The organism is Streptomyces sp. NPDC093546 (assembly GCF_044765045.1).
Classification (GTDB): domain Bacteria; phylum Actinomycetota; class Actinomycetes; order Streptomycetales; family Streptomycetaceae; genus Streptomyces.
Window position 1 is genome coordinate 289,581 of record NZ_JBIWJG010000005.1, and the last position, 22,094, is coordinate 311,674.

A 22,094-nucleotide genomic window follows, 5' to 3' on the forward strand; every position below is an offset into this window, starting at 1 on the left:
GGTACGGAGAGCCTTTCGTGTGCCCCTACTGCTGTCCCTACCGCTGTACCCGCTCCCGGCGCTGGCGCCGGATCGCGTCGCGCACGAACGCGATCACCAGGACGACCGCGGCCACGGCCAGCGACAGGACGACCTGCTCACGCGCGTCCCCGCCCTTGTAGAGCATGTAGCCCAGCACGAACGTGATCATCGCGATCGTCGCCCACGTCAGGTACGGGAACAGCCACATCCGGACGACGAGCTTCTCGGGCGTCTCGCGCAGGATGATCCCGCGCATCCGCAGCTGGGTGATGCAGATGACCAGCCACACGAAGAGGGCCACCGCGCCGGAGGAGTTCAGCAGGAAGGCGAAGACGGTGTCGGGCCACTTGTAGTTGAAGAAGACGGCCACGAAGCCGAACAGCACCGACGACAGGATCGCGGCCCGCGGCACGCCCCGCTCGTTGGTCCGCGCGAACGCCCGGGGCGCCTCACCGCGCTGCCCCAGCGAGAACGCCATCCGGGAAGCCGTGTACAGGCCCGAGTTGAGGCACGACAGCACGGCGGTGAGGACGATGACCTCCATGACCGTGCCCGCGTTGGGGATGCCGATCGAGTTCAGCGCGGCGACGTAGGAGCCCTTGTCCACGATGGACTTGTCGTTCCACGGCAGCAGCGTCAGGACGACGAAGATGGAGCCCAGGTAGAAGACGGCGATCCGCCAGATCACGCTGTTCGTCGCCTTGGTGACGGCCCGCTGCGGGTCCTCCGACTCGCCCGCGGCGAGGGTCACGATCTCGCTTCCCATGAACGAGAAGACGACCATCAGCACACCCGTGAGCACCGCCCCGGCGCCCATCGGGAAGAAGCCCCCGGTGTCCGTCAGGTGCGCGAAGCCCGCGCCCGGGTTGTCCGAGCCCGGCAGCAGACCGAAGACGGCGAGCAGGCCGACCACCACGAAGGCGGCGATCGCCACGACCTTGATCCCGGCGAACCAGAACTCGAACTCGCCGTACGAGGAGACCGAGGCGAGGTTCGTCGCGGTCAGCACGACCATCACGATCAGCGCCCAGCCCCACTGCGGGACGGCCGGAATCCAGTGCTCCAGGATCTGGGCGCCCGCGGTGGCCTCCACGGCCAGCACCACGACCCAGAAGAACCAGTACAGCCAGCCGATCGTGAAGCCGGCCCAGCGGCCGAGCGCCTGGTCCGCGTAGGCGGAGAAGGAGCCGGACGTCGGCCGGGCGGCGGCCATCTCACCGAGCATCCGCATCACGAACACGACCATCGCGCCCACGAGGGCGTACGACAGCAGGATGGCCGGTCCGGCGGCGGCGATACCGGAACCGGACCCCACGAAGAGGCCGGCGCCGATCACTCCACCGATGGCGATCATGGACAGGTGGCGGTTCTTGAGTCCGGCCTTGAGACCGTCGGAGGGCTGCGAAACACCGGGGTCTCCGGTCGCTTCGCCTTCCTTCGGCAGGGTCGGCTGCGTCGTCATGGACGATTCCTTACGTCTGTGCGGTACTCGGGTTACGAGCCCGAGCATGCAAACACGGGACCCGCGAGGGCCGAAAGACCCCGACTCCGGATCGTGACCCTGCGGCACCCCGAGGGGCCCCCTGACCGGACCGGGGCCGGGCCCGTGCCACACTCGGACGCATGCGCGTGTACCTCGGTTCCGACCATGCCGGCTTCGAACTCAAGAACCACCTCGTCGAGTGGCTCAAGGCCCACGGCCACGAGCCCGTCGACTGCGGTCCCCACATCTACGACGCCCAGGACGACTACCCGCCGTTCTGCCTCCGCGCCGCGGAGAAGACCGCCGCGGACCCCGAGAGCCTCGGCATCGTGATCGGCGGCTCCGGCAACGGCGAGCAGATCGCCGCGAACAAGGTCAAGGGCGTCCGGGCCGCCCTCGCCTGGAGCGAGCAGACGGCCGCGCTGGGCCGCGAGCACAACAACGCCAACGTCGTCGCCATCGGCGGCCGCATGCACTCCCTGGAGGAGTCCACGAAGTTCGTGGAGACCTTCCTCACCACCCCGTACTCGGGCGAGGAGCGCCACACGCGCCGCATCGAGATGCTCTCGGCCTACGAGACCACCGGCGACCTCCCCCCGATCCCGGCGCACCACCCCCAGCAGGACTGACCGCGGCACGCGAGAGGCCCCTCCGCAAGGACGGGGCCTCTTCCCCTGCGCCCGAGAGGAGAACCGCATGCCCGAGGGGCACACCATCCACCGCCTCGCGCAGGACCACCTCGCCCGCTTCGGCGGCCGCGCGGTCCGCGTGTCCAGCCCCCAGGGCAAGTTCTCCGACAGCGCGGCCCTCCTCGACCGCCGCGTCCTCACCACCGCCGACGCCCACGGCAAGCACCTGTTCCTCGGCTTCGACGAGGACGGCACCGACTGGGTCCACATCCACCTCGGCCTCTTCGGCAAGCTCGGCTTCGGCACCACCCCCGCGCCCCCGCCCACCGACACCGTCCGCCTGCGCCTGGTCAACGGCGAGCACTACGCCGACCTCCGCGGCCCCACCGCCTGCGCCCTGATCACCGAGCCCGACAAGCGGGCGATACACGAGCGCCTCGGCCCCGACCCGCTCCGGGACGGCGACGACCCCGCCAAGGCGTGGCGCCGCATCTCCAGGAGCCGCACCACCATCGCCGCGCTGCTCATGGACCAGAAGGTCATCGCGGGCGTCGGCAACGTCTACCGCGCCGAGGTGCTCTTCCGGCACGGCATCGACCCGTACCGCCCCGGCAAGGACCTCACCGAGGGCGAGTGGAACGCGATCTGGGACGACCTCGTGGCGCTGATGCGCGAGGGCGTGCGGAACAACCGCATCGACACCGTACGGCCCGAGCACACGCCCGAGGCGATGGGCCGGCCGCCGCGCGTCGACGACCACGGCGGCGAGGTGTACGTCTACCGCCGGGCCCACCTGCCCTGCCACGTCTGCGGCGGCGAGATCCGCACCGCCGATCTCGCCGCCCGCAACCTCTTCTGGTGCCCCGGCTGTCAGAAGCCGTGAGGCAGCCAGGGCGCGACGGCCGAGCCGAAGGCCGCGGACGCCTCCGCCAGCGCGCCGCGCCGCAGTTCCCGTACGCGCCCGGCGGCGGCAAGCGACGCCAGGGACTCGCCGCCCAGGTACGCCGCGCCCAGCTCCCGCACCGACAGGGCGAGGTCCGGAGTGTCGCGCGTACGGGAGCAGACGGCCCCCTTGGCGTCGCCGGACAGCCGCCAGCGGCCCGCGTTCCAGGGACAGAAGGCGTCCTCCACCTCCAGCACCACGTCCACGGGCGCCTGGTAGGTGCGCGCCTCCAGGGCCGCGCCGAGCTCCACCAGGCGTACGTACAGACCGTCGCGCACCCGCGTCCCGCAGCGCCGGACGTCGGAGACGAGGTACTGCCAGGTGTCGTCCACCGGGCGGTCCACCACCGTGAGCGTCGACATCAGGTCGAGGGAGAACAGGTACCGCCACAGCGCGCCGTACGCGGCCGGGTCCAGCGCCCCGATGTCCCGCAGCTGCACCGTGCCGTCGGGCACGGAGGCGCGCCACTCGGGCTTGGTGGCGTAGAGCGCGTAGCCGACGGCCTCGCCGTCCCGCTCCGCCAGCACGCACCGCAGCGGCGAGGCGCCCTCCCGCTCGCCGGGCGGGTCCAGCAGCGGCAGCCGCTCCCAGCCGGGCCGGCGGGCGAGCATCCCGGGCCGCTCCGGGACCAGCCGGGCGTAGACCGCCTCGCACTCGGCGCTGACGTCCGCGGGCGCGGCGAGCCGTAGCGCTACGTCATCCGTACCGGGCGGGAGGGACAGCCGCACCCGTTCGGTGTCGATCTCCGCGCGCAGCTGCCGGGTGGCGCAGCCGTACCCGAACCGGCCGTAGATCGCCGGCTCCGACGCCGTCAGGACCGCGAGCGGCTCCCCCCAGGCGCGTACGTCGTCGAGCTGGCGCCGCATCATCGACGTCAGCACGCCCTGCCTGCGGTGCGTCGGGGCCACGCTCACCATGGTCACGCCCGCCGTCGGCACCGCCGCCCCGCCCGGCACCGTGAGCCGGAAGGTGAACGCCCCCGCCGTACCGACGCACGTGTCGCCCTCCCACACCCCGAGAGAGCGCTCGTACTCGGTGAGCGCCTGCCACAGCTCACGCTCCTCCGGGGCCTCCGGCACGCCCCCGAAGGCCAGCTCCAGCTGTCCGTACCAGCGGTCCCATTCGTCCGGGCGGAGCACCCGTAATTCCATCGTCATATGCCATGCCTAGCAGGACGGCCTGCCCGGGGCGACCCAATTTCGAACGCATTGTCATAGGGGTCCCCCTGCACGCGGGCCGACCGGATGGATAGGGTCCAGGCCAATGGCCCGTAGCGCACGAGTGGACGCGTACCTGGCCCGGATGCGGAAGTCGACGCGCCGGGCCCGCATCGCCCTGCGCAAATCCGCCGTCGACTACTTCCGCGGCGACGGCTCCGACTGGATCGCCTTCGCGGGCCTGCTGCTCACCGTCCCCGCGATCACGCTCTTCACCATCGCCAACCCCGTGTGGGCCGCACCGGCGGCGCTCGTCCTGCCGATCGTCGCCGGCGGCCTGCTGCTGCGCCCCGCGAGCCTGCTCGGCCTGTACGCGGCCTCCGCCGCGGCCCTGATCATCGAATCGCTGGCCCTCGGCCCGTACACCGAGGGCGCCGCCCGCGTCACCCCCGGCACGGTGCTGGTGGTCGCCGCGTGCGGCCTGTTCGGGCTGCTGCTGGCGCAGTTCCGCGCCCGCGTCGGCGTGCCCTGGCGGCGCGGCGGCACGATGCTGTTCGACCTGCGCGAACGCATCCGGGTGCAGAGCGCCCTGCCCGAGCTGCCCAAGGGCTGGCACCACGAGATGGCGCTGCGCCCGGCCGGCGGCCAGTCCTTCTCCGGCGACTTCGTCGTCGCGGCCCGCACCCACGGTGGCCGCACCCTGGAGGTCGTCCTCACCGACGTGTCCGGCAAGGGCATGGACGCGGGCTCGCGCGCCCTGCTGCTGTCGGGCGCCTTCGGCGGCCTGCTCGGCTCGCTGCCGCCGCACGGCTTCCTCCCGGCCGCCAACGGCTACCTGCTGCGCCAGGACTGGCAGGAGGGCTTCGCGACCTCCATCCACCTCGTACTGGACCTGGACTCCGGCGACTACGAACTGCTGTCGGCCGGGCACCTGCCGGCGCTGCAGCTGCACGCGGGCAGCGGCCGCTGGGAGGAGAAGACGGGCGAGGGCCCGCTGCTGGGCGTGTACGACGGTGCCGAGTTCCATCCGGCCAAGGGCTCGCTGCGCCCCGGCGACGTGCTCATGCTCTTCACCGACGGCCTGGTCGAGGCGGCGGACCGGGACATCGCCGAGGGCATCGACCGCCTGACGGGCGAGGCGGACCGCTATGTCGCCTCGGGCTTCGAGGGCGCCGCCTGGCACCTCATCGAGGCGTGCGCCAAGGACGTCAACGACGACCGGGCGCTGCTGCTGATCACGCGCGAAGCGTAGGGAGGTTCACGTGCTGACGCTGGAGGAGATCGAGGCGCTCGCCCGCGAGGCCCACGCCGGCCAGACCGACAAGGCGGGCCGCCCCTACGCCGAGCACCTCCGGGCGGTGGCGGACGGGGTACGCGCCCGAGGCGGCGACGAGGCCCAGACGGCGGCCGCGTGGCTGCACGACGCGGTGGAGGACGACAAGCTGTCCGAGGAGTGGCTCGCGGCCGCCGCGCTGCCCCGGGAGGTCAAGGACATGGTCCTGGCCCTCACCAAGCGGCCCGGCGAGGACCTCGCCGCGTACGCCGCCCGTGTCCTCGCCGTGCCGGGCGCCCGCCTGGTCAAGGAGGCCGACCTCGCACACAACGCGGACCCGGACCGCCTCGCCGTACTGGACGAGGCGACCCGGGCCCGGCTGACCGCGAAGTACGCGACGATGCGCGCGCTGCTGGGGATCAGCCCTTCCTGAGCTCCCCGGGCTCCTTCCTGAACGCCCACTCCATCTTCGGCTCCGTCACGCACCGCAGGACGCGCCGCACCGGCGGCGTGCACATCAGGGTGACGGCCGCCGCGGCCGCCAGGGTGACCCCGACCAGGCCCGCCGGCTCCTTGAGCCAGGGGTGCGCCGGGACGACCTCGAAGTAGTCGAGGGACTTCACCAGGAAGCCGTGCAGCAGATAGCCGCAGATGGTGCCGGCGCCCAGCACGCTGAACCAGGTCCGCCGGCCCGGCACCCACGCCAGGAACGCCACCGTCAGCAGCAGCGCGCAGGCGAACAGGCCCAGCGTCATCAGGGGCCCGGTCCACCAGGCGTACCCCAGCTCCGGGGCGCTGGTGGCGCGGTAGAACCAGCCCATCCGCACCCGCGGCGCCACCCAGTACGCGAACACCAGAGCGCCCGCGGCCAGCGGGAGCGCCGCCAGCCGCACCGCCCGGCGCCGCACCAGCCGGAAGTGCTCGGGCTTCAGGATCAGGCCCAGGACGAAGAACGGCAGGAACTGCAGGATGCGCTGGAGGTCCAGGTCGTCGCTGATGTCGGGCGTCAGCGAGGCGAGGGCGGCGATCACCAGCGCGACCGGCAGGGGATGGCGCAGGGTGCGCCACAGGGGCGCGGACAGCCGCCAGACGAACAGCGCGATCAGGAACCAGGTCAGGTAGAAGGGGTCGGTCAGGCTGAAGACCTGCGCGGGGTCGCCGGCCCAGCGCCTGAAGAGCGTGTACGCGACCTCGAAGACGAGGTACGGCACGGCGATCCCGGTGACCAGCCGCTTCATCTGGTGCGGCTTGGCGGTGAAGCTGCGGGAGAAGTAGCCGGAGATGAGGATGAAGGCCGGCATGTGGAAGGTGTACACGAGCATGTAGAGGGCCCGGGTCGCGCGGCTGCCCTCCATGACGGGCTCCCACGCGTGTGCCACGGCCACGAGCACGATCGCCAGGTACTTGGCGTTGTCGAACCAGGGGTCGCGCCCGGCACCCTTCTCGCCCGTCTCACCCGTCCGAGCGGGTCTGTCGACGGTCCGTGCCGCGGCCCGTGCCTCGGTCCGGGCCTCCGGTGCCTGGGGTTCCTCCCGTGCTTGCGGTGCCTCTCGGGCCGAGGGGAGCGGGGCCCTTTGATTTCCCTGCGGAGCGTGGAACATCTCAGGCACCTTAGTAGCGCTCCGGCGTATCCGTAAAACGCTCGGGAAGGCGCGTCCATTCGCAGCCGACACGACCGTCAACCGTGCGATATGCCCCAATTAATCCCTCTTAAATGGTGCATATCGTTACGCTATTTTTGACGAAGAATTACCACTCGGACACGCTGCGAATTTCCTGTGACCACCCTGTGTGCGAGGCGAAACCATCACCTCGAATGAGCAGTACTTTTTTCAGAGCGCGCGACGGCCCGGCGGTTCGGTCCGCCGACGATGCGTCAGGGGGTCGGGATCCGGGCAAGGTTGCTGGCACGATGAGCCGAACGGGGGTGCGCCGGGCTGCCCGCCCCCGGCCGGCAAGCGGAGACCGACCGACCGAGGGTTGTGATCAGTGTGGCCATTTCACTGTCCGTGGTGCTGCTGTTGGCGATCATCCTCGTGGTGATGATCCGCAGCGGCTCGATCAAAGCCGGGCCCGCGATCGTCGCAGCGCTCTTCGGCTTCTTCCTCGCCTCCACCGGGATGGCGCCGTCGATCCAGAAGTTCCTGGACTCGATAGCGTCCTCCATCAACCAGATCCGCTTCTGACCGGCGGCCGTGCGGGTGAGCGCGCGGCACGCGGGCACGCGGGCGCACGCGAAAACGCCTCCGGCCCGGCTCGGGAAGGTTCACCGAGCCGGGCCGGAGGCCGTGGAGCGGGCGACGGGAATCGAACCCGCGTAGCTAGTTTGGAAGACTAGGGCTCTACCATTGAGCTACGCCCGCAAGCCGTGCACCGCAGGTCGCGTGGGCCGCGGCACGAAGAGCATCGTAGCGGGTCCGGGCCGGTCGCCGCACGCACCCGAATCATGCCGACGCACCGCCCGCGGCCATGTACCCTACGTGTCGCACCGACGGGGTGTGGCGCAGCTTGGTAGCGCGTCCGCTTTGGGAGCGGAAGGCCGTGGGTTCAAATCCCGCCACCCCGACCATTCCTCTCCCGCGCTCCCGCCGCCGTGGCGTACCGCGGAACCAAGATCACATTGTGGGCCCCATCCCGCTTGCGGTTACTATGCAAGCTGCGTGCCCGTGTGTCTCTGTGACCGGGCCGATCAGCCGGGCCGCCCGACCGAGCGCCCCGGCAGAAACCAAGAATCAGTCACCAAGGAGACCGAACCGTGAAGAGCGCCGTGGAGACCCTGAACCCGACTCGGGTTCGGCTCACTGTCGAGGTGCCCTTCGAGGAGCTCAAGGCCAGCCTCGACGCGGCGTACAAGAAGATCAACCAGCAGGTCACGGTCAAGGGCTTCCGCAAGGGCAAGATCCCGGCCCGGGTGATCGACCAGCGGTTCGGCCGGGGTGCGGTGCTGGAGGAGGCCGTCAACGACGCCCTCCCGAAGCTCTACACGGAGGCCATCAACGAGGCCGACGTCAACCCGCTGGGCCAGCCGGACGTCGACATCACGGAGCTGAAGGACGGCGAGCTGCTGGCCTTCACCGCCGAGGTCGACATCCGCCCGGCGATCGAGATCCCGGACTACTCCGGCATCGAGGTCACCGTCGACGCCGTCGAGGTCAGCGACGAGGACGTCGAGAAGTCCGTGGAGCAGCTGCGCGAGCGCTTCGCCTCCACCTCCCCGGTCGAGCGCGCCGCCGCCGAGGGCGACGTCGTGACGATCGACCTCGAGGCCAAGGTCGACGGCGAGGTCCTCCCGGACGGCGTCGCCAGCGGCGTGCAGTACACCATCGGCTCCGGCGAGCTCCTCGAGGGCATCGACGAGGCCGTCACCGGCCTGGAGGCCGGCGGCGAGGCCACCTTCACCTCCACGCTGAAGGGCGGCTCCGCCGAGGGCAAGGAGGCCGAGGTCACCGTCAAGGTCACCCAGGTCGCCGCCCGTGAGCTCCCCGAGCTCGACGACGACTTCGCCCAGATGGCGTCCGAGTTCGACACCCTCGACGAGCTGAAGGCCGACAGCCGCAAGCGCCTCGAGAACATGAAGCAGTACGACCAGGCCACCCAGGCCCAGGAGCGCGTCCTCGACGAGCTGCTGAAGCTGGTCGAGGTCCCGATCCCCGAGAAGCTCCTCGAGGACGAGGTCAACACCCGCAAGCACAACCTCGAGCACCACCAGCTCGGTCAGATGGGTCTGACCATCGACAAGTACCTGGAGCTCCAGGGCAAGACCGCCGAGGAGTTCGACGCGGAGACGCGCGAGCAGGCGGTCAAGGGCATCAAGACCCAGTTCATCCTCGACGAGCTCGTCTCCCGCGAGAAGCTCAACGTCAACCAGGACGAGCTGACCGAGCACCTGATGCGCCGTGCCGCCTCCTCCGGCATGAGCCCCGACCAGTTCGCCAAGGCCGTCGTCGAGGGTGGCCAGGTCCCGATGCTGGTCGGCGAGGTCGCCCGCGGCAAGGCCCTCGCGGCCGTCGTCGAGGCCGCCAAGGTCGTCGACACCAACGGTGAGACGGTCGACCTCGGTGACGACGAGGACGAGACCGAGGAGGCCGCCGAGGCCGCCGCCGAGGCGTCCGAGGACGAGGCCGCCGAGGGCAAGTCCGAGGCCTGAGCCTCACCCTGACCGGTCCAGCAGAACGTCCGACGGGCCCGGCCCGCACCCCGCGTGCGGTCGGGCCCGTCGCCGTACGGCCCCCCGGGCAGCCCCCGGACCTTGCGCTCCCAGCGAACAGTTCGGGAAGCGGGATGGTGTTGTCCCACCTGCGCGTTAGGGTCCATGAATACGAGGGCAGGGGGATACCCGCCCCAGTACGAAGACGCTGAGACGGCCGCCGGAGCCGTCAGAGACGAGCAGGTGGATACGTGACGAATCTGAAGCCTTACGCCGCGGGTGAGCCGTCCATCGGTGGCGGCCTCGGCGACCATGTCTACAACCGGCTGCTCGGCGAGCGGATCATCTTCCTCGGCCAGGCGGTGGACGACGACATCGCCAACAAGATCACCTCGCAGATGCTGCTCCTTGCCGCCGACCCGGACAAGGACATCTACCTGTACATCAACAGCCCGGGTGGCTCGGTGACGGCCGGCATGGCGATCTACGACACCATGCAGTACATCCCCAACGACGTCGTCACCATCGGTATGGGCATGGCGGCCTCCATGGGCCAGTTCCTCCTCACCGGCGGCTCCGCCGGCAAGCGCTTCGCGCTTCCCAACACCGACATCCTGATGCACCAGGGCTCCGCCGGCATCGGCGGCACCGCCTCGGACATCAAGATCCAGGCCGAGTACCTCCTCCGTACGAAGAGGCGCATGGCCGAGATCACCGCGCACCACTCCGGCCAGACCGTGGAGACGATCATCCGCGACGGCGACCGCGACCGCTGGTTCACCGCGACGGAGGCCAAGGAGTACGGCCTGATCGACGACATCATGTCCGCCGCCGCGGGCGTTCCGGGTGGTGGCGGCACCGGCGCCTGAGCTGCCCGAGCAGCCGCGCCGTACCGCCCCAGCCCCCCGCCTCCCAGCCCGCCGAACGCCACCAGGATGGTGAACACCCACATGAGCAACTTCTCCGCGAGCGGCCTCTACACCGGCCCGCAGGTGGACAACCGGTACGTCGTCCCCCGCTTCGTCGAGCGCACCTCCCAGGGCGTGCGCGAGTACGACCCGTACGCGAAGCTCTTCGAGGAGCGCGTGATCTTCCTCGGCGTGCAGATCGACGACGCCTCCGCCAACGACGTCATGGCGCAGCTGCTGTGCCTGGAGTCGATGGACCCGGACCGGGACATCTCCATCTACATCAACAGCCCCGGTGGCTCCTTCACCGCGCTGACGGCCATCTACGACACGATGCAGTTCGTGAAGCCGGACATCCAGACGGTCTGCATGGGCCAGGCGGCCTCCGCCGCGGCCGTCCTGCTCGCCGCCGGTACGCCCGGCAAGCGCATGGCCCTGCCGAACGCCCGCGTGCTGATCCACCAGCCGTCCGGCGGCACCGGCCGCGAGCAGCTCTCCGACCTGGAGATCGCGGCCAACGAGATCCTGCGCATGCGCACCCAGCTGGAGGAGATGCTGGCGAAGCACTCCACCCAGCCGATCGAGAAGATCCGCGACGACATCGAGCGCGACAAGATCCTCACCGCCGAGGACGCCCTGGCGTACGGCCTCGTGGACCAGATCGTCTCGACCCGTAAGAGCACCGCCGCGGCGGCTGCCTGACGGACCAACCTCCCCTTGGCGCGGTGTGAACCGTGCCAAGGGGGGCCCGTACGGGGGGCCCGGCAAGGTACCGTCGGATATGAGGCACCAGGAGCAGGCTGAACCAAGCCGCTCCCAGGCGAAGGGGAAGCACCTCGTGGCACGCATCGGTGATGGCGGCGACCTGCTCAAGTGCTCGTTCTGCGGAAAGAGCCAGAAGCAGGTGAAGAAGCTCATCGCAGGCCCCGGTGTGTACATCTGCGACGAGTGCATCGACCTCTGCAACGAGATCATCGAGGAGGAGCTCGCAGAGACCTCCGAGGTGCGGTGGGAGGAACTCCCCAAGCCGCGCGAGATCTACGAGTTCCTGGAGGGGTACGTCGTCGGGCAGGAGCCCGCGAAGAAGGCCCTCTCCGTCGCGGTGTACAACCACTACAAGCGCGTCCAGGCCGGCGAGAACGGCGGCGCGCAGGGCCGGGACGACGCGATCGAACTCGCCAAGTCCAACATCCTGTTGCTGGGCCCCACGGGCTCCGGCAAGACCCTCCTGGCCCAGACCCTCGCCCGGATGCTCAACGTCCCGTTCGCCATCGCCGACGCGACGGCGCTCACGGAGGCCGGGTACGTCGGCGAGGACGTCGAGAACATCCTGCTGAAGCTCATCCAGGCCGCCGACTACGACGTCAAGAAGGCCGAGACGGGCATCATCTACATCGACGAGATCGACAAGGTCGCCCGTAAGAGCGAAAACCCGTCCATCACGCGCGATGTGTCCGGCGAGGGCGTGCAGCAGGCCCTCCTGAAGATCCTGGAAGGCACCACGGCCTCCGTGCCGCCGCAGGGCGGCCGCAAGCACCCGCACCAGGAGTTCATCCAGATCGACACGACGAACGTCCTGTTCATCGTGGGCGGTGCCTTCGCCGGCCTGGAGAAGATCATCGAGTCGCGGGCGGGCGCCAAGGGCATCGGCTTCGGCGCGACGATCCGCTCCAAGCGCGAGATCGAGGCCAGCGACCAGTTCCAGGAGGTCATGCCGGAGGACCTGGTCAAGTTCGGCATGATCCCCGAGTTCATCGGCCGCCTCCCGGTCATCACCTCGGTCCACAACCTCGACCGCGAGGCCCTGCTGAAGATCCTCGTCGAGCCGCGCAACGCCCTGGTGAAGCAGTACCAGCGCCTCTTCGAACTCGACGGCGTGGAGCTGGACTTCGACCGCCCCGCCCTGGAGGCCATCGCCGACCAGGCCATCCTCCGCGGCACGGGCGCCCGCGGCCTGCGCGCCATCATGGAAGAGGTCCTGATGTCCGTGATGTACGAGGTCCCGTCCCGCAAGGACGTGGCCCGCGTCGTCATCACGGCGGACGTGGTCCACAACAACGTCAACCCGACGCTCGTCCCGAGGGTCGTCAAGGACCAGGGCCGCCACGAGAAGTCGGCGTAACGCAGCCCGGCGCGACGCGCCACAGCGAAGGGGCCCGCCCGGTTCACCGAACCGGGCGGGCCCCTTTCGCCGCGTCAGACCTTGCCGTCAGGCCCTGCCCGTCAGACCTTGGTGCGCGACGCGTTGTACGCCTTCGCGGCCATCTCCGCGACCTGCTCCTGCGGCAGCCCCTTGCCGCTGGTCATCATCTGGGCCATGTCCACGACGTTCACCGCACCGAGCGTGCTGTAGTCGGCCCAGACGCAGAGCGGCACCTCGAAGCTCTTCGGGCCCATGCCGCTCGCGTCGCCCTTGGGGATGGACTTGAGCAACTGGCACTTCATCAGCGCGCCCTCGAAACCGGCCGGCTCCATGGCGGTGGGGCTGCCCACCAGCTCGACGGTGATGTCCTCGTCCGGCTCCTCCTTCGACTTCTTCTCGATCATCGCGAAGTAGCCGTCGAGCGCCTTCTCCGGGTCGGCGATCTCACCCCACAGGCCGTTCAGGCTCATGGACTTGCCCTTGAGAGGCTCGGACTCCGAACCCGCCTTGTAGTTGGCGCCCGCCTGCTGCGGGTTCTTGATGCCAAGGAGCGTCTCCGCCTCCTGCTTCTCCTTGGCGTCCATCGTCTCCGAGTTGTCCTTCTCCTTCTTGTACTCGCCGACCGACGCCGCCGGGGTCAGCTTGTAGCCCTTGGTGTCGTCGCCGACGGCGCCGTTGCCGCCGCCCGTGCCGAACACGAAGTACGCGCCCACGCCCAGCGCCACCACCGCGGCCACGGAGCCGAGGATGATGCCCGTCTTCTTGCCGCCGCCGCCCGAGACCGGCGGCGGGGGCGGCGGGTAGGCGCCGGGGCCCGCGCCGTAGGGGGCCTGCTGCGGGGGCTGGCCGTACGGGGCGGGCGGCTGCTGCGGGTAGCCGTAGCCCTGGGGCGGCGGGGCCTGCTGGGGGTAGCCGTAGCCGGGCTGGGGCGCCTGCGGCTGCTGCGGGGGCTGGCCGTAAGGGCCCGGCTGACCGTACGGTCCCGGCTGCTGGGGCTGTCCGCCGTACGGGCCCGGCTGGTTGTAGCTCATTAAAGGGTTCCCCTCCGAATGCTTATGCGTTTCTCACATCCTGGCCGAAAGGGGTTCTCCATGGCACGGCGGGGGCCCACACCGTTACGGAAGATTCCCGTTTCAGTACGGGCCTGTGACACCTCTAAACTGTGGCCCGTGACCGAGAACACTCAGCAGCAGCCAGCATCCGTCCCCGAACTGCCGACCACCTACGCGCCGGCCGAGGTAGAGGGGCCGCTGTACGAGCGCTGGGTGGAGCGCGGTTACTTCGAGGCCGACGAGCACAGCGACAAGCCTCCGTACACCATCGTCATCCCCCCGCCGAACGTCACCGGCAGCCTCCACCTGGGCCACGCCTTCGAGCACACGCTGATCGACGCCCTCACCCGCCGCAAGCGGATGCAGGGCTACGAGACGCTGTGGCAGCCCGGCATGGACCACGCCGGCATCGCCACGCAGAACGTCGTCGAGCGCGAGCTCGCCAAGGAGGGCAAGTCCCGCCACGACCTCGGCCGCGAGGCCTTCGTCGAGCGCGTCTGGCAGTGGAAGGCGGAGTCCGGCGGCCAGATCTCCGGCCAGATGCGCCGCCTCGGCGACGGCGTCGCCTGGTCGCGCGAGCGTTTCACCATGGACGAGGGCCTCTCCCAGGCCGTCCAGACCATCTTCAAGAAGCTCTACGACGACGAGCTCATCTACCGCGCCGAGCGCATCATCAACTGGTGCCCGCGCTGCCTCACCGCCATCTCCGACATCGAGGTGGAGTACCAGGACGACGACGGCGAGCTCGTCTCGATCCGGTACGGCGAGGGTGACGACTCCATCGTCGTCGCCACCACCCGCGCCGAGACGATGCTCGGTGACACCGCCGTCGCCGTCCACCCCGACGACGAGCGCTACAAGCACCTCGTCGGCCGCGAGATCGAGCTGCCGCTGACCGGCCGCCGCATCCCCGTCGTCGCCGACGAGCACGTCGACCCCGAGTTCGGCACCGGCGCCGTCAAGGTGACCCCGGCGCACGACCCGAACGACTTCGAGATCGGCCAGCGCCACGGCCTGCCGAACCTCGCCGTCATGGACGAGCGCGCGGTCATCACCGCCCACGGCCCCTTCGAGGGCCTGGACCGCATGGAGGCCCGCTCCGCCATCGTCGCCGCCCTGCGCGCCGAAGGCCGGATCGTCGCCGAGAAGCGCCCGTACGTCCACTCCGTCGGCCACTGCTCGCGCTGCAAGACCACCATCGAGCCGCGCCTGTCCATGCAGTGGTGGGTCAAGGTCGGCCCGCTCGCCAAGGCCGCCGGTGACGCGGTCCGCGACGGCCGCGTCAAGATCCACCCGCAGGACATGGAGAAGCGGTACTTCGACTGGGTCGACAACCTCCACGACTGGTGCATCTCGCGCCAGCTGTGGTGGGGCCACCGCATCCCCGTCTGGTACGGCCCGAACGGCGAGGTCGTCTGCGTCGGCCCCGACGAGCAGCCCCCGACCGGCGACGGCTGGCACCAGGACACCGACGTCCTCGACACCTGGTTCTCGTCCGGCCTGTGGCCGTTCTCCACGCTCGGCTGGCCCGAGCAGACCGACAGCCTCGCGAAGTTCTATCCGAACTCCGTCCTCGTCACCGGCTACGACATCCTCTTCTTCTGGGTCGCCCGGATGATGATGTTCGGCCTGTACGCGATGGACGGCACGCCGCCGTTCCACACCATCGCCCTGCACGGCATGGTCCGTGACCAGAACGGCAAGAAGATGTCGAAGTCCTTCGGCAACGCGGTCAACCCGCTGGACTGGATGGACAAGTACGGCTCCGACGCGCTGCGCTTCACGCTCGCCCGCGGCGCCAACCCCGGCATCGACGTCCCGATCGGCGAGGACTGGGTCCAGGCGTCCCGCAACTTCGCCAACAAGATCTGGAACGCCACCCGCTTCGCGCTGATGAACGGCGCCACGGTGGAGGGCCCGCTGCCCGACGCGTCCGAGATGTCGGCCACCGACCGGTGGATCCTCTCCCGCCTCAACACGACGGTCGCCGAGGTCGACGCGTACTACGAGGACTACCAGTTCTCCAAGCTGTCCGACGCCCTCTACCACTTCGCGTGGGACGAGGTCTTCGACTGGTACGTCGAGCTCTCCAAGACGACCTTCATGGGCGGCGGCGAGCCCGCCAAGGTCTCCGCGCGCGTCCTCGGCGAGGTCCTCGACGTGACGCTGCGGCTGCTCCACCCGGTCGTCCCCTTCGTCACCGAGACGCTGTGGACGACGCTCACGGGCAACGAGTCCATCGTCATCGCCGACTGGCCGAAGGACAGCGGCTTCCGCGACACGGCCGCCGAGCGGGAGATCGAGCTCGTCCAGCGGGTCGTCACCGAGGTCCGCCGCTTCCGCTCCGACCAGGGCCTCCAGCCCGGCCAGAAGGTCCCGGCCCGCCTGGAGCTGGACGGCACCGCGCTCGCGCCGCACGAGCCGGCCATCCGCCAGCTGCTGCGCCTCCAGCCCGAGGGCGACTCCTTCCAGGCCACCGCGACCCTCCCGGTCGCCGGGGCCACCGTCGCGCTCGACCTCTCCGGCGCGATCGACGTCGAGGCGGAGCGCAAGCGCCTGACGAAGGACCTGGCCGCGGCCGAGAAGGAGAAGGCCCAGGCCACCGCGAAGCTCGGCAACGAGGCCTTCCTCGCCAAGGCTCCCGACCAGGTCGTGGAGAAGATCCGCACCCGGCTCGCCAAGGCGGACGAGGACATCGCCCGCATCGAGAGCCAGCTGGCGAACCTGCCGAAGGCGTAAACCACGGCATGACGGCCCCGGAGCGGCCCCGGAACCACGCGGTTCCGGGGCCGCTCCGTAGACTGGACCGCGTGAGTGAGCAGCCCCCCAGCCAGTCCAGCGACGACTTCGACGACTTCGACGAGATCGTGGAGGCCGAGACCGAGCGCGACCCCGATCTGGCGGTGATCGAGGCAGGCAGCCGTACGCTGCGCGCCCAGGCCGGACCGCCCCAGGCCGACCAGGTGCCCGCGCGGCCCGCCGACCCCGAGATCGACAAGGCGCTGCGGGAGGTGGAGCAGGAGCTCGCCACCCGCTGGGGCGAGACCAAGCTGGAGCCGTCGGTCACCCGTATCGCCGCGCTCATGGACGTCCTGGGCGAGCCGCAGCGCACGTACCCCTCCATCCACATCACCGGCACCAACGGCAAGACGTCCACCGCGCGGATGATCGAGGCGCTGCTCGGCGCCTTCGACCTGCGCACCGGGCGCTACACCTCGCCGCACGTGCAGTCGATCACCGAGCGCATCAGCCTGGACGGCGCGCCGATCAGCGCCGAGCGCTTCATCGAGACGTACCAGGACATCAAGCCGTACGTCGAGATGGTCGACGCCCAGCAGGACTACCGCCTCTCCTTCTTCGAGGTCCTCACCGGTATGGCGTACGCGGCCTTCGCGGACGCGCCGGTCGACGTGGCGGTCGTCGAGGTCGGCATGGGCGGCAGCTGGGACGCGACGAACGTGATCGACGGCGACGTCGCCGTCGTCACCCCCATCTCCCTGGACCACACCGACCGGCTCGGCTCGACGCCCGCCGAGATCGCCGGCGAGAAGTCCGGGATCATCAAGGAGGGCGCGACCGTCATCCTGGCGCAGCAGCCGGTGGACGCCGCCCAGGTGATGCTGAAGAAGGCCGTCGAGGTCGACGCGACGGTGGCCCGCGAGGGCATGGAGTTCGGCGTCGTCGCCCGCGAGGTCGCGGTCGGCGGGCAGCTGCTGACGCTGCGCGGGCTCGGCGGCGAGTACGGGGAGATCTTCCTGCCGCTGTACGGCGCCCACCAGGCGCACAACGCGGCGGTGGCGCTCGCCGCGGTCGAGGCCTTCTTCGGCGTCGGCGCCCAGGCGGCGCGCACGCTGGACGGCGACAGGGTCCGGCAGGCCTTCGCCTCGGTCGCGTCCCCGGGCCGCCTGGAGGTTGTGCGCCGCAGCCCGACCGTGGTGGTGGACGCGGCGCACAACCCGGCCGGGGCGCTGGCGACGGCCGAGGGCATCACCGAGTCGTTCAACTTCTCCCGGCTGATCGGTGTGGTCGGCACGAGCGGCGACAAGGACGTACGCGGCCTGCTGGAGGCGTTCGAGCCGATCTTCACCGAGGTCGTCGTCACGCAGAACTCCACGCCGCGCGCGATGGACGCGGACGAGCTGGCCGCCATCGCCGTCGAGGTCTTCGGCGACGAGCGTGTGGTGGTCGAGCCGCGGCTGGACGACGCGCTGGAGGCGGCGATCACGCTCGCCGAGGAGGAGAGCGAGTTCGCGGGCGCGGGCGTGCTCGTGACGGGCTCGGTCATCACGGTCGGCGAGGCCCGGCTGCTGCTGGGGAAGGGCTGAGGTTTCGATGCGTACGCTCTGCGCGTCCACGCTGATCGGCGAGTTCTTCGTGATCGGTTTCGCCGGTCTGGTGGCGATGAAGGACGACGGCCTGGCGATGGGCACCGTGTGGACGGTGTGCGGCGTCGCGATGCTGCTGTCCGTCCTGCTGTGCGGCATGATCACCCGCCCGGGCGGCCTCCAGCTCGGCTGGGCGCTCCAGATCGCGCTGATCGCGAGCGGCTTCGTGGTCCCGATCATGTTCTTCCTGGGCGCCGTCTTCGCGGGCCTGTGGTGGGCCTCGATCCACTACGGCCGCAAGATCGACGACGCCAAGGCGAGGTGGGCGGCCCAGACGGACCGGAGCGAGGCGGCCACGCCGCCGGCCGAGTCCCCGACCGCCTGACGCCGCCGGGATCCGGGGCCCGGGTCCGGGTGCCGCCGCCCGCCCCTGTCCCTGTAGCCTCACCTCACCGCACACGTATGCCTGCAAGGAGCCCTCACACCATGACCCAGCGCACGCTCGTCCTGCTCAAGCCCGACGCGGTCCGGCGCGGCCTGATCGGCGAGATCATCGGCCGTATCGAGCGCAAGGCCGGCTGGACCATCACCGCGCTGGAGCTGCGCGACCTGGACCAGGAGACGCTGGAGCAGCACTACGGCGAGCACAAGGGCAAGCCCTTCTACGAGCCGCTGGTGGCCTTCATGTCCTCCGGTCCGGTCGTCGCCCTGGTCGTCGAGGGCGAGCGCGTCATCGAGGGCGTACGCCAGCTGGCCGGGCCGACGGACCCGATCGCCGCGGCGCCCGGCTCCATCCGGGGTGATTTCGGCACCATCGTCCGGGAGAACCTGATCCACGCCTCGGACTCGGAGGAGTCCGCCATTCGGGAACTGAAGATTTTCTTCCCCGGTATTGCCTGACCTGCTGTCAGCCATACAGAGCCATACAGAGCCATACTGCGCTCACGACCTGGGGCGACCGAAGGAATTCGGTCGCCCTTCGGCATATGAACGGCAAGACCGGGAACGCATCGCTCCGACACGTCGTCACCTATACAGAGGCGGGCCACCGCGCCGTGTCCGCGCAGGCGGCACTACGATGTGAATCTCCGCGCCACACCACTCACCTCGCCGACCTGAGAAGCCGTCAACGCTCTAATTGGGAAGGCCCGACGCATCCTCATGGGAAACAAGGGGAACTCAATGTCGTTCATCGGCCGTGACATGGCTGTCGACCTCGGGACCGCCAACACGCTGGTGTACGTCAGGGGTCGCGGCATCGTCCTCAACGAGCCGTCCGTCGTCGCCATCAACACCAACACCGGTGGCATCCTGGCGGTCGGCGCCGAAGCGAAGAAGATGATCGGCCGGACCCCCGGCAACATCGTCGCCGTCCGCCCGCTGAAAGACGGCGTGATCGCCGACTTCGAGATCACCGAGCGGATGCTCAGGTACTTCATCCTGAAGATCCACAAGCGCCGCTACCTCGCCCGCCCCCGGGTCGTGGTCTGCGTGCCGTCGGGGATCACCGGGGTCGAGCGCCGCGCCGTCATCGAGGCGTCCACGCAGGCCGGCGCGCGCCAGGTGCACATCATCGAGGAACCGATGGCCGCGGCCATCGGCTCCGGCCTCCCGGTCCACGAGGCCACCGGCAACATGGTCGTCGACATCGGCGGCGGCACCACCGAGGTCGCCGTCATCTCCCTCGGCGGAATCGTCACGGCACAGTCCATCCGGGTGGCCGGCGACGAGCTGGACAACGCGATCATCCAGCACGTCAAGAAGGAGTACAGCCTCCTCCTCGGTGAGCGCACCGCCGAGCAGATCAAGATCACGATCGGTTCGGCGTTCGACCTGGAGACCGACGAGCACACCGAGATCCGCGGCCGGGATCTCGTCTCGGGACTGCCCAAGACCGTGGTCATCTCGGCCGCCGAGGTCCGCAAGGCCATCGAGGAGCCGGTCAACGCCATCGTCGACGCCGTCAAGACGACGCTCGACAAGTGCCCGCCCGAGCTGTCCGGCGACGTCATGGACCGCGGCATCGTCCTCACCGGCGGCGGCGCCCTGCTGCGCGGCCTGGACGAGCGGCTGCGCCGCGAGACCGGCATGCCGATCCACATCGCCGAGGACCCGCTGGACTCGGTGGCGCTCGGCTCCGGCAAGTGCGTCGAGGAGTTCGAGGCGCTCCAGCAGGTCCTGGACGCCCAGCCGCGCCGGTAGCGCCCCGGCGCGTGAGCGACGGTCAGCCGTACGGGTGCTGTCGTACCCGTACGGCTCCTCGTTGACCCGGTAGTACAACGGCACAGCACAGGCACAGCACACACATTCCTACGAGGAAGGGCACGGCCGCCCCACGTGAGGGACACACGAGAAAGCCGGCTACTCCTGGTCCTGCTGGTAGCCATCGCGTTCGCGCTGATCACGGTGGACATCCGCGGCGGCGAGGAGTCACCCGTCGACGGCGCCCGGCGGGCCGCCGCGACGGTCTTCGGCCCCGTCGAGAACAGCGTCGCCTCCGCGGTCGACCCCATCGGCAACGCCATCGCGGCCGTACGGGACTCCGGGGAGCGCCACAGCCGCATCGCGCAGCTGGAGCGGGAGAACGCCGCGCTGAAGGCGAGACTCGGCAGCGACGACCGCAACCGCGCCCGCGTGCGCGAGCTCGACGGGCTGCTGAAGAAGGCCGGCGCCGGCCAGTACGGCATCAAGGCGGCCGAGGTCATCGCCATAGGAGCCGCCCAGGGCTTCTCGTGGACCGTCACCATCGACGCCGGCTCGAACGACGGCATCCGCCGCGACATGACCGTCATCAACGGCGACGGGCTCGTCGGCCGCGTCACCACCGTCGGGCCGAGCACCGCGACCGTGCTCCTCGCCAGCGACCCCGACTTCACCGTCGGCACCCGCATGGAGAAGACCGACGAGCTCGGCTTCGCCACCGGCCAGGGCGACCGGCCGCTGTCCGTGCAGCTCCTCAACGGCAAGGCCAAGGTCAAGCCCGGCGACCGGCTCGTCACCTTCGGCTCGCAGGCGAACAAGCCGTTCGTGCCCGGGGTGCCGGTCGGCGAGGTCGTCCGCGTCGACCCGTCCGGCGGCGACCTGACGCGCACCGTCTTCGTCCGCCCGTACGCCGTCTTCAGCAAGCTCGACATCGTCGGCGTCGTCGTCCAGTCGCCGCGCACCGACCCGCGCGACACGGTCCTGCCGCCCCGGCCCACACCCGAGCCGACCGTGACCGTCACGGTCACCCCGAGCCCGACCGGCACCGGCGCCCCCAGCGGTGCACCGAGCGACGCCCCCAGCGGCCAGCCCAGCGGCGCCGCCACCGGCCGGCCGGAGGAGGAGTAAGACCATGCGCTTCAACCGGATCCTGCTCTCCAGCACCCTCGTCGTCGTCGCCCTCGTCCTCCAGGTCTCGATCCTCGCCCGCCTCCAGCTCCCCGGCGCCGTTCCCGACCTGCTCCTGCTCGTCGTCCTCGCCCTCGCCTTCGTGTACGGGCACGTCAGCGGCGCCCTCATCGGCTTCGGCGCGGGACTCCTCGCCGACCTGGCCCCGCCCGCCGACCACGCCGCCGGCCGCTACGCGCTGGTCCTGTGCGTCATCGGCTACCTCGCGGGCCTCACCAAGCCCGAGAACGGGCAGCTGCGCTCCGCCACCGGCCCCATGGCCATGGTGGTCGCCGCCGCCGCCGTCTCCACCCTGCTGTACGCGGGCGTCGGCGCGCTCGTCGGGGACACCGCCGCCCGCCACGTCGGCCTGGTCTCGCTGCTGATCAGCGCCGTCGTCTACGACCTGCTGCTCGCGCCGTTCACCGTGCCGCTGATCATGGCGCTCGCCAGACGCGCCGAGAACGACCCGCTCGCCGACACCACCACCGCCGGCACGGACGTCTCCACCGGCTGGATGGCCTCCGGCACCGGCCTGCGGATCGGCCGCCAGCGCAGCGGCCTGCGCATCAAGGCCGCCCGCAGCAGGGCGGCCCGTGCCGGGCGCATCAAGGGCGTCAAACGACTCTGACCAAGGGGGTACA

20 protein-coding genes and 2 tRNA genes are annotated in these 22,094 nt (G+C 70.2%); 17 read left to right on the plus strand and 5 right to left on the minus strand.

The features are described 5' to 3' along the window. Positions 1 to 37: 37 nt before the first annotated feature. Positions 38 to 1,483, minus strand: coding sequence for an amino acid permease (locus ACIRNI_RS13915; RefSeq protein ID WP_403551299.1), 1,446 nt, complete (start codon positions 1,481 to 1,483; stop codon positions 38 to 40). A 161-nt stretch (positions 1,484 to 1,644) separates the two neighbouring features. Between ACIRNI_RS13915 and ACIRNI_RS13920 the strand changes: the two genes are divergently transcribed. After that, complete coding sequence (locus ACIRNI_RS13920) at positions 1,645 to 2,133, plus strand: ribose-5-phosphate isomerase (protein WP_355360952.1); 489 nt, start codon at positions 1,645 to 1,647, stop codon at positions 2,131 to 2,133. Between the two features lie 67 nt (positions 2,134 to 2,200). Further along, on the plus strand, positions 2,201 to 3,016 hold the full coding sequence (locus ACIRNI_RS13925; protein WP_403551301.1) for an Fpg/Nei family DNA glycosylase: 816 nt from the start codon (positions 2,201 to 2,203) through the stop codon (positions 3,014 to 3,016). Here the strand turns inward: ACIRNI_RS13925 and ACIRNI_RS13930 are convergent. Further along, entirely contained in the window at positions 3,004 to 4,233 is a 1,230-nt protein-coding gene (locus ACIRNI_RS13930) for a GNAT family N-acetyltransferase (RefSeq protein ID WP_403551303.1), read from the minus strand. The genes ACIRNI_RS13925 and ACIRNI_RS13930 overlap by 13 nt on opposite strands. Positions 4,234 to 4,339: 106 nt before the next feature. Between ACIRNI_RS13930 and ACIRNI_RS13935 the strand changes: the two genes are divergently transcribed. Together ACIRNI_RS13935 and ACIRNI_RS13940 are read left to right on the plus strand one after the other, a co-directional pair. Then, the gene (locus ACIRNI_RS13935; RefSeq protein ID WP_403551304.1) at positions 4,340 to 5,485 is read left to right on the plus strand and encodes a PP2C family protein-serine/threonine phosphatase; all 1,146 of its coding nucleotides are present in this window, start codon (positions 4,340 to 4,342) and stop codon (positions 5,483 to 5,485) included. Between the two features lie 13 nt (positions 5,486 to 5,498). After that, complete coding sequence (locus ACIRNI_RS13940) at positions 5,499 to 5,939, plus strand: HD domain-containing protein (protein ID WP_403551622.1); 441 nt, start codon at positions 5,499 to 5,501, stop codon at positions 5,937 to 5,939. Here ACIRNI_RS13940 and ACIRNI_RS13945 read toward each other — a convergent pair. Next, the gene (locus tag ACIRNI_RS13945) at positions 5,926 to 7,107 is read right to left on the minus strand and encodes an acyltransferase family protein (RefSeq protein WP_403551306.1); all 1,182 of its coding nucleotides are present in this window, start codon (positions 7,105 to 7,107) and stop codon (positions 5,926 to 5,928) included. The two genes, ACIRNI_RS13940 and ACIRNI_RS13945, sit on opposite strands and share 14 nt — an antisense overlap. 390 nt (positions 7,108 to 7,497) lie before the next feature. Here ACIRNI_RS13945 and ACIRNI_RS13950 point away from each other — a divergent pair, with 390 nt between their 5' ends. Then, a complete protein-coding gene (locus tag ACIRNI_RS13950; protein ID WP_355360967.1) occupies positions 7,498 to 7,692 on the plus strand; it encodes a hypothetical protein in 195 nt (64 codons plus the stop codon). 103 nt (positions 7,693 to 7,795) lie between these two features. On the opposite strand, the gene ACIRNI_RS13955 is transcribed toward ACIRNI_RS13950, so the two are convergent. Next, positions 7,796 to 7,869: transfer RNA gene (locus ACIRNI_RS13955), tRNA-Gly, on the minus strand. 129 nt (positions 7,870 to 7,998) lie between these two features. Between ACIRNI_RS13955 and ACIRNI_RS13960 the strand changes: the two genes are divergently transcribed. The 5 genes from ACIRNI_RS13960 to clpX all read left to right on the plus strand — a co-directional run bounded on the left by ACIRNI_RS13960 (position 7,999) and on the right by clpX (position 12,683). After that, a tRNA-Pro gene (locus ACIRNI_RS13960) sits at positions 7,999 to 8,075 on the plus strand. A gap of 186 nt (positions 8,076 to 8,261) precedes the next feature. After that, entirely contained in the window at positions 8,262 to 9,653 is a 1,392-nt protein-coding gene (gene tig / locus ACIRNI_RS13965; protein ID WP_403551308.1) for a trigger factor, read from the plus strand. Positions 9,654 to 9,904: 251 nt separating this feature from the next. After that, positions 9,905 to 10,522, plus strand: coding sequence for an ATP-dependent Clp protease proteolytic subunit (locus tag ACIRNI_RS13970; RefSeq protein WP_403551310.1), 618 nt, complete (start codon positions 9,905 to 9,907; stop codon positions 10,520 to 10,522). 66 nt (positions 10,523 to 10,588) lie between these two features. Next, complete coding sequence (locus tag ACIRNI_RS13975; protein ID WP_031070475.1) at positions 10,589 to 11,263, plus strand: ATP-dependent Clp protease proteolytic subunit; 675 nt, start codon at positions 10,589 to 10,591, stop codon at positions 11,261 to 11,263. Positions 11,264 to 11,399: 136 nt separating this feature from the next. Next, positions 11,400 to 12,683: an ATP-dependent Clp protease ATP-binding subunit ClpX gene (gene clpX / locus ACIRNI_RS13980; RefSeq protein ID WP_355360976.1), complete on the plus strand. Its 1,284-nt coding sequence runs from the start codon at positions 11,400 to 11,402 to the stop codon at positions 12,681 to 12,683. Between the two features lie 101 nt (positions 12,684 to 12,784). Here the strand turns inward: clpX and ACIRNI_RS13985 are convergent, their stop codons facing one another. Then, positions 12,785 to 13,735 (minus strand): hypothetical protein, encoded by a 951-nt coding sequence (locus ACIRNI_RS13985; RefSeq protein ID WP_403551312.1) that lies wholly within the window; start codon positions 13,733 to 13,735, stop codon positions 12,785 to 12,787. Between the two features lie 138 nt (positions 13,736 to 13,873). On the opposite strand from ACIRNI_RS13985, the gene ACIRNI_RS13990 reads away from it, so the two are divergent. The 7 genes from ACIRNI_RS13990 to mreD all read left to right on the plus strand — a co-directional run bounded on the left by ACIRNI_RS13990 (position 13,874) and on the right by mreD (position 22,081). Next, positions 13,874 to 16,495, plus strand: coding sequence for a valine--tRNA ligase (locus ACIRNI_RS13990; protein ID WP_403551314.1), 2,622 nt, complete (start codon positions 13,874 to 13,876; stop codon positions 16,493 to 16,495). A 71-nt stretch (positions 16,496 to 16,566) separates the two neighbouring features. Continuing rightward, entirely contained in the window at positions 16,567 to 18,081 is a 1,515-nt protein-coding gene (locus tag ACIRNI_RS13995; protein ID WP_403551316.1) for a bifunctional folylpolyglutamate synthase/dihydrofolate synthase, read from the plus strand. A 7-nt stretch (positions 18,082 to 18,088) separates the two neighbouring features. Continuing rightward, positions 18,089 to 18,466 (plus strand): DUF4233 domain-containing protein, encoded by a 378-nt coding sequence (locus ACIRNI_RS14000; RefSeq protein WP_403551318.1) that lies wholly within the window; start codon positions 18,089 to 18,091, stop codon positions 18,464 to 18,466. Positions 18,467 to 18,567: 101 nt separating this feature from the next. After that, entirely contained in the window at positions 18,568 to 18,981 is a 414-nt protein-coding gene (gene ndk / locus ACIRNI_RS14005) for a nucleoside-diphosphate kinase (protein ID WP_403551320.1), read from the plus strand. A 282-nt stretch (positions 18,982 to 19,263) separates the two neighbouring features. Continuing rightward, positions 19,264 to 20,283, plus strand: a complete 1,020-nt coding sequence (locus ACIRNI_RS14010) for a rod shape-determining protein (protein ID WP_355360994.1) — start codon at positions 19,264 to 19,266, stop codon at positions 20,281 to 20,283. A gap of 135 nt (positions 20,284 to 20,418) precedes the next feature. Next, a complete protein-coding gene (mreC, locus tag ACIRNI_RS14015; protein ID WP_403551322.1) occupies positions 20,419 to 21,411 on the plus strand; it encodes a rod shape-determining protein MreC in 993 nt (330 codons plus the stop codon). A 4-nt stretch (positions 21,412 to 21,415) separates the two neighbouring features. Beyond that, positions 21,416 to 22,081, plus strand: coding sequence for a rod shape-determining protein MreD (mreD, locus tag ACIRNI_RS14020; protein WP_355361000.1), 666 nt, complete (start codon positions 21,416 to 21,418; stop codon positions 22,079 to 22,081). The last annotated feature ends 13 nt before the right edge of the window (positions 22,082 to 22,094 follow it).

Excerpts from the sequence above, each read along its gene's own strand:
- ACIRNI_RS13925 (WP_403551301.1), top strand. The coding sequence starts at position 2,201 with ATGCCCGAGGGGCACACCATCCACCGCCTCGCGCAGGACCACCTCGCC.
- ACIRNI_RS13945 (WP_403551306.1), bottom strand. The coding sequence starts at position 7,107 with ATGTTCCACGCTCCGCAGGGAAATCAAAGGGCCCCGCTCCCCTCGGCC.
- ndk (WP_403551320.1), top strand. The coding sequence starts at position 18,568 with ATGACCCAGCGCACGCTCGTCCTGCTCAAGCCCGACGCGGTCCGGCGC.
- ACIRNI_RS13935 (WP_403551304.1), top strand. The coding sequence starts at position 4,340 with ATGGCCCGTAGCGCACGAGTGGACGCGTACCTGGCCCGGATGCGGAAG.
- ACIRNI_RS13985 (WP_403551312.1), bottom strand. The coding sequence starts at position 13,735 with ATGAGCTACAACCAGCCGGGCCCGTACGGCGGACAGCCCCAGCAGCCG.
- ACIRNI_RS13915 (WP_403551299.1), bottom strand. The coding sequence starts at position 1,483 with ATGACGACGCAGCCGACCCTGCCGAAGGAAGGCGAAGCGACCGGAGAC.
- ACIRNI_RS14000 (WP_403551318.1), top strand. The coding sequence starts at position 18,089 with ATGCGTACGCTCTGCGCGTCCACGCTGATCGGCGAGTTCTTCGTGATC.
- ACIRNI_RS13920 (WP_355360952.1), top strand. The coding sequence starts at position 1,645 with ATGCGCGTGTACCTCGGTTCCGACCATGCCGGCTTCGAACTCAAGAAC.
- mreD (WP_355361000.1), top strand. The coding sequence starts at position 21,416 with ATGCGCTTCAACCGGATCCTGCTCTCCAGCACCCTCGTCGTCGTCGCC.
- ACIRNI_RS13930 (WP_403551303.1), bottom strand. The coding sequence starts at position 4,233 with ATGACGATGGAATTACGGGTGCTCCGCCCGGACGAATGGGACCGCTGG.
- ACIRNI_RS14010 (WP_355360994.1), top strand. The coding sequence starts at position 19,264 with ATGTCGTTCATCGGCCGTGACATGGCTGTCGACCTCGGGACCGCCAAC.
- ACIRNI_RS13975 (WP_031070475.1), top strand. The coding sequence starts at position 10,589 with ATGGTGAACACCCACATGAGCAACTTCTCCGCGAGCGGCCTCTACACC.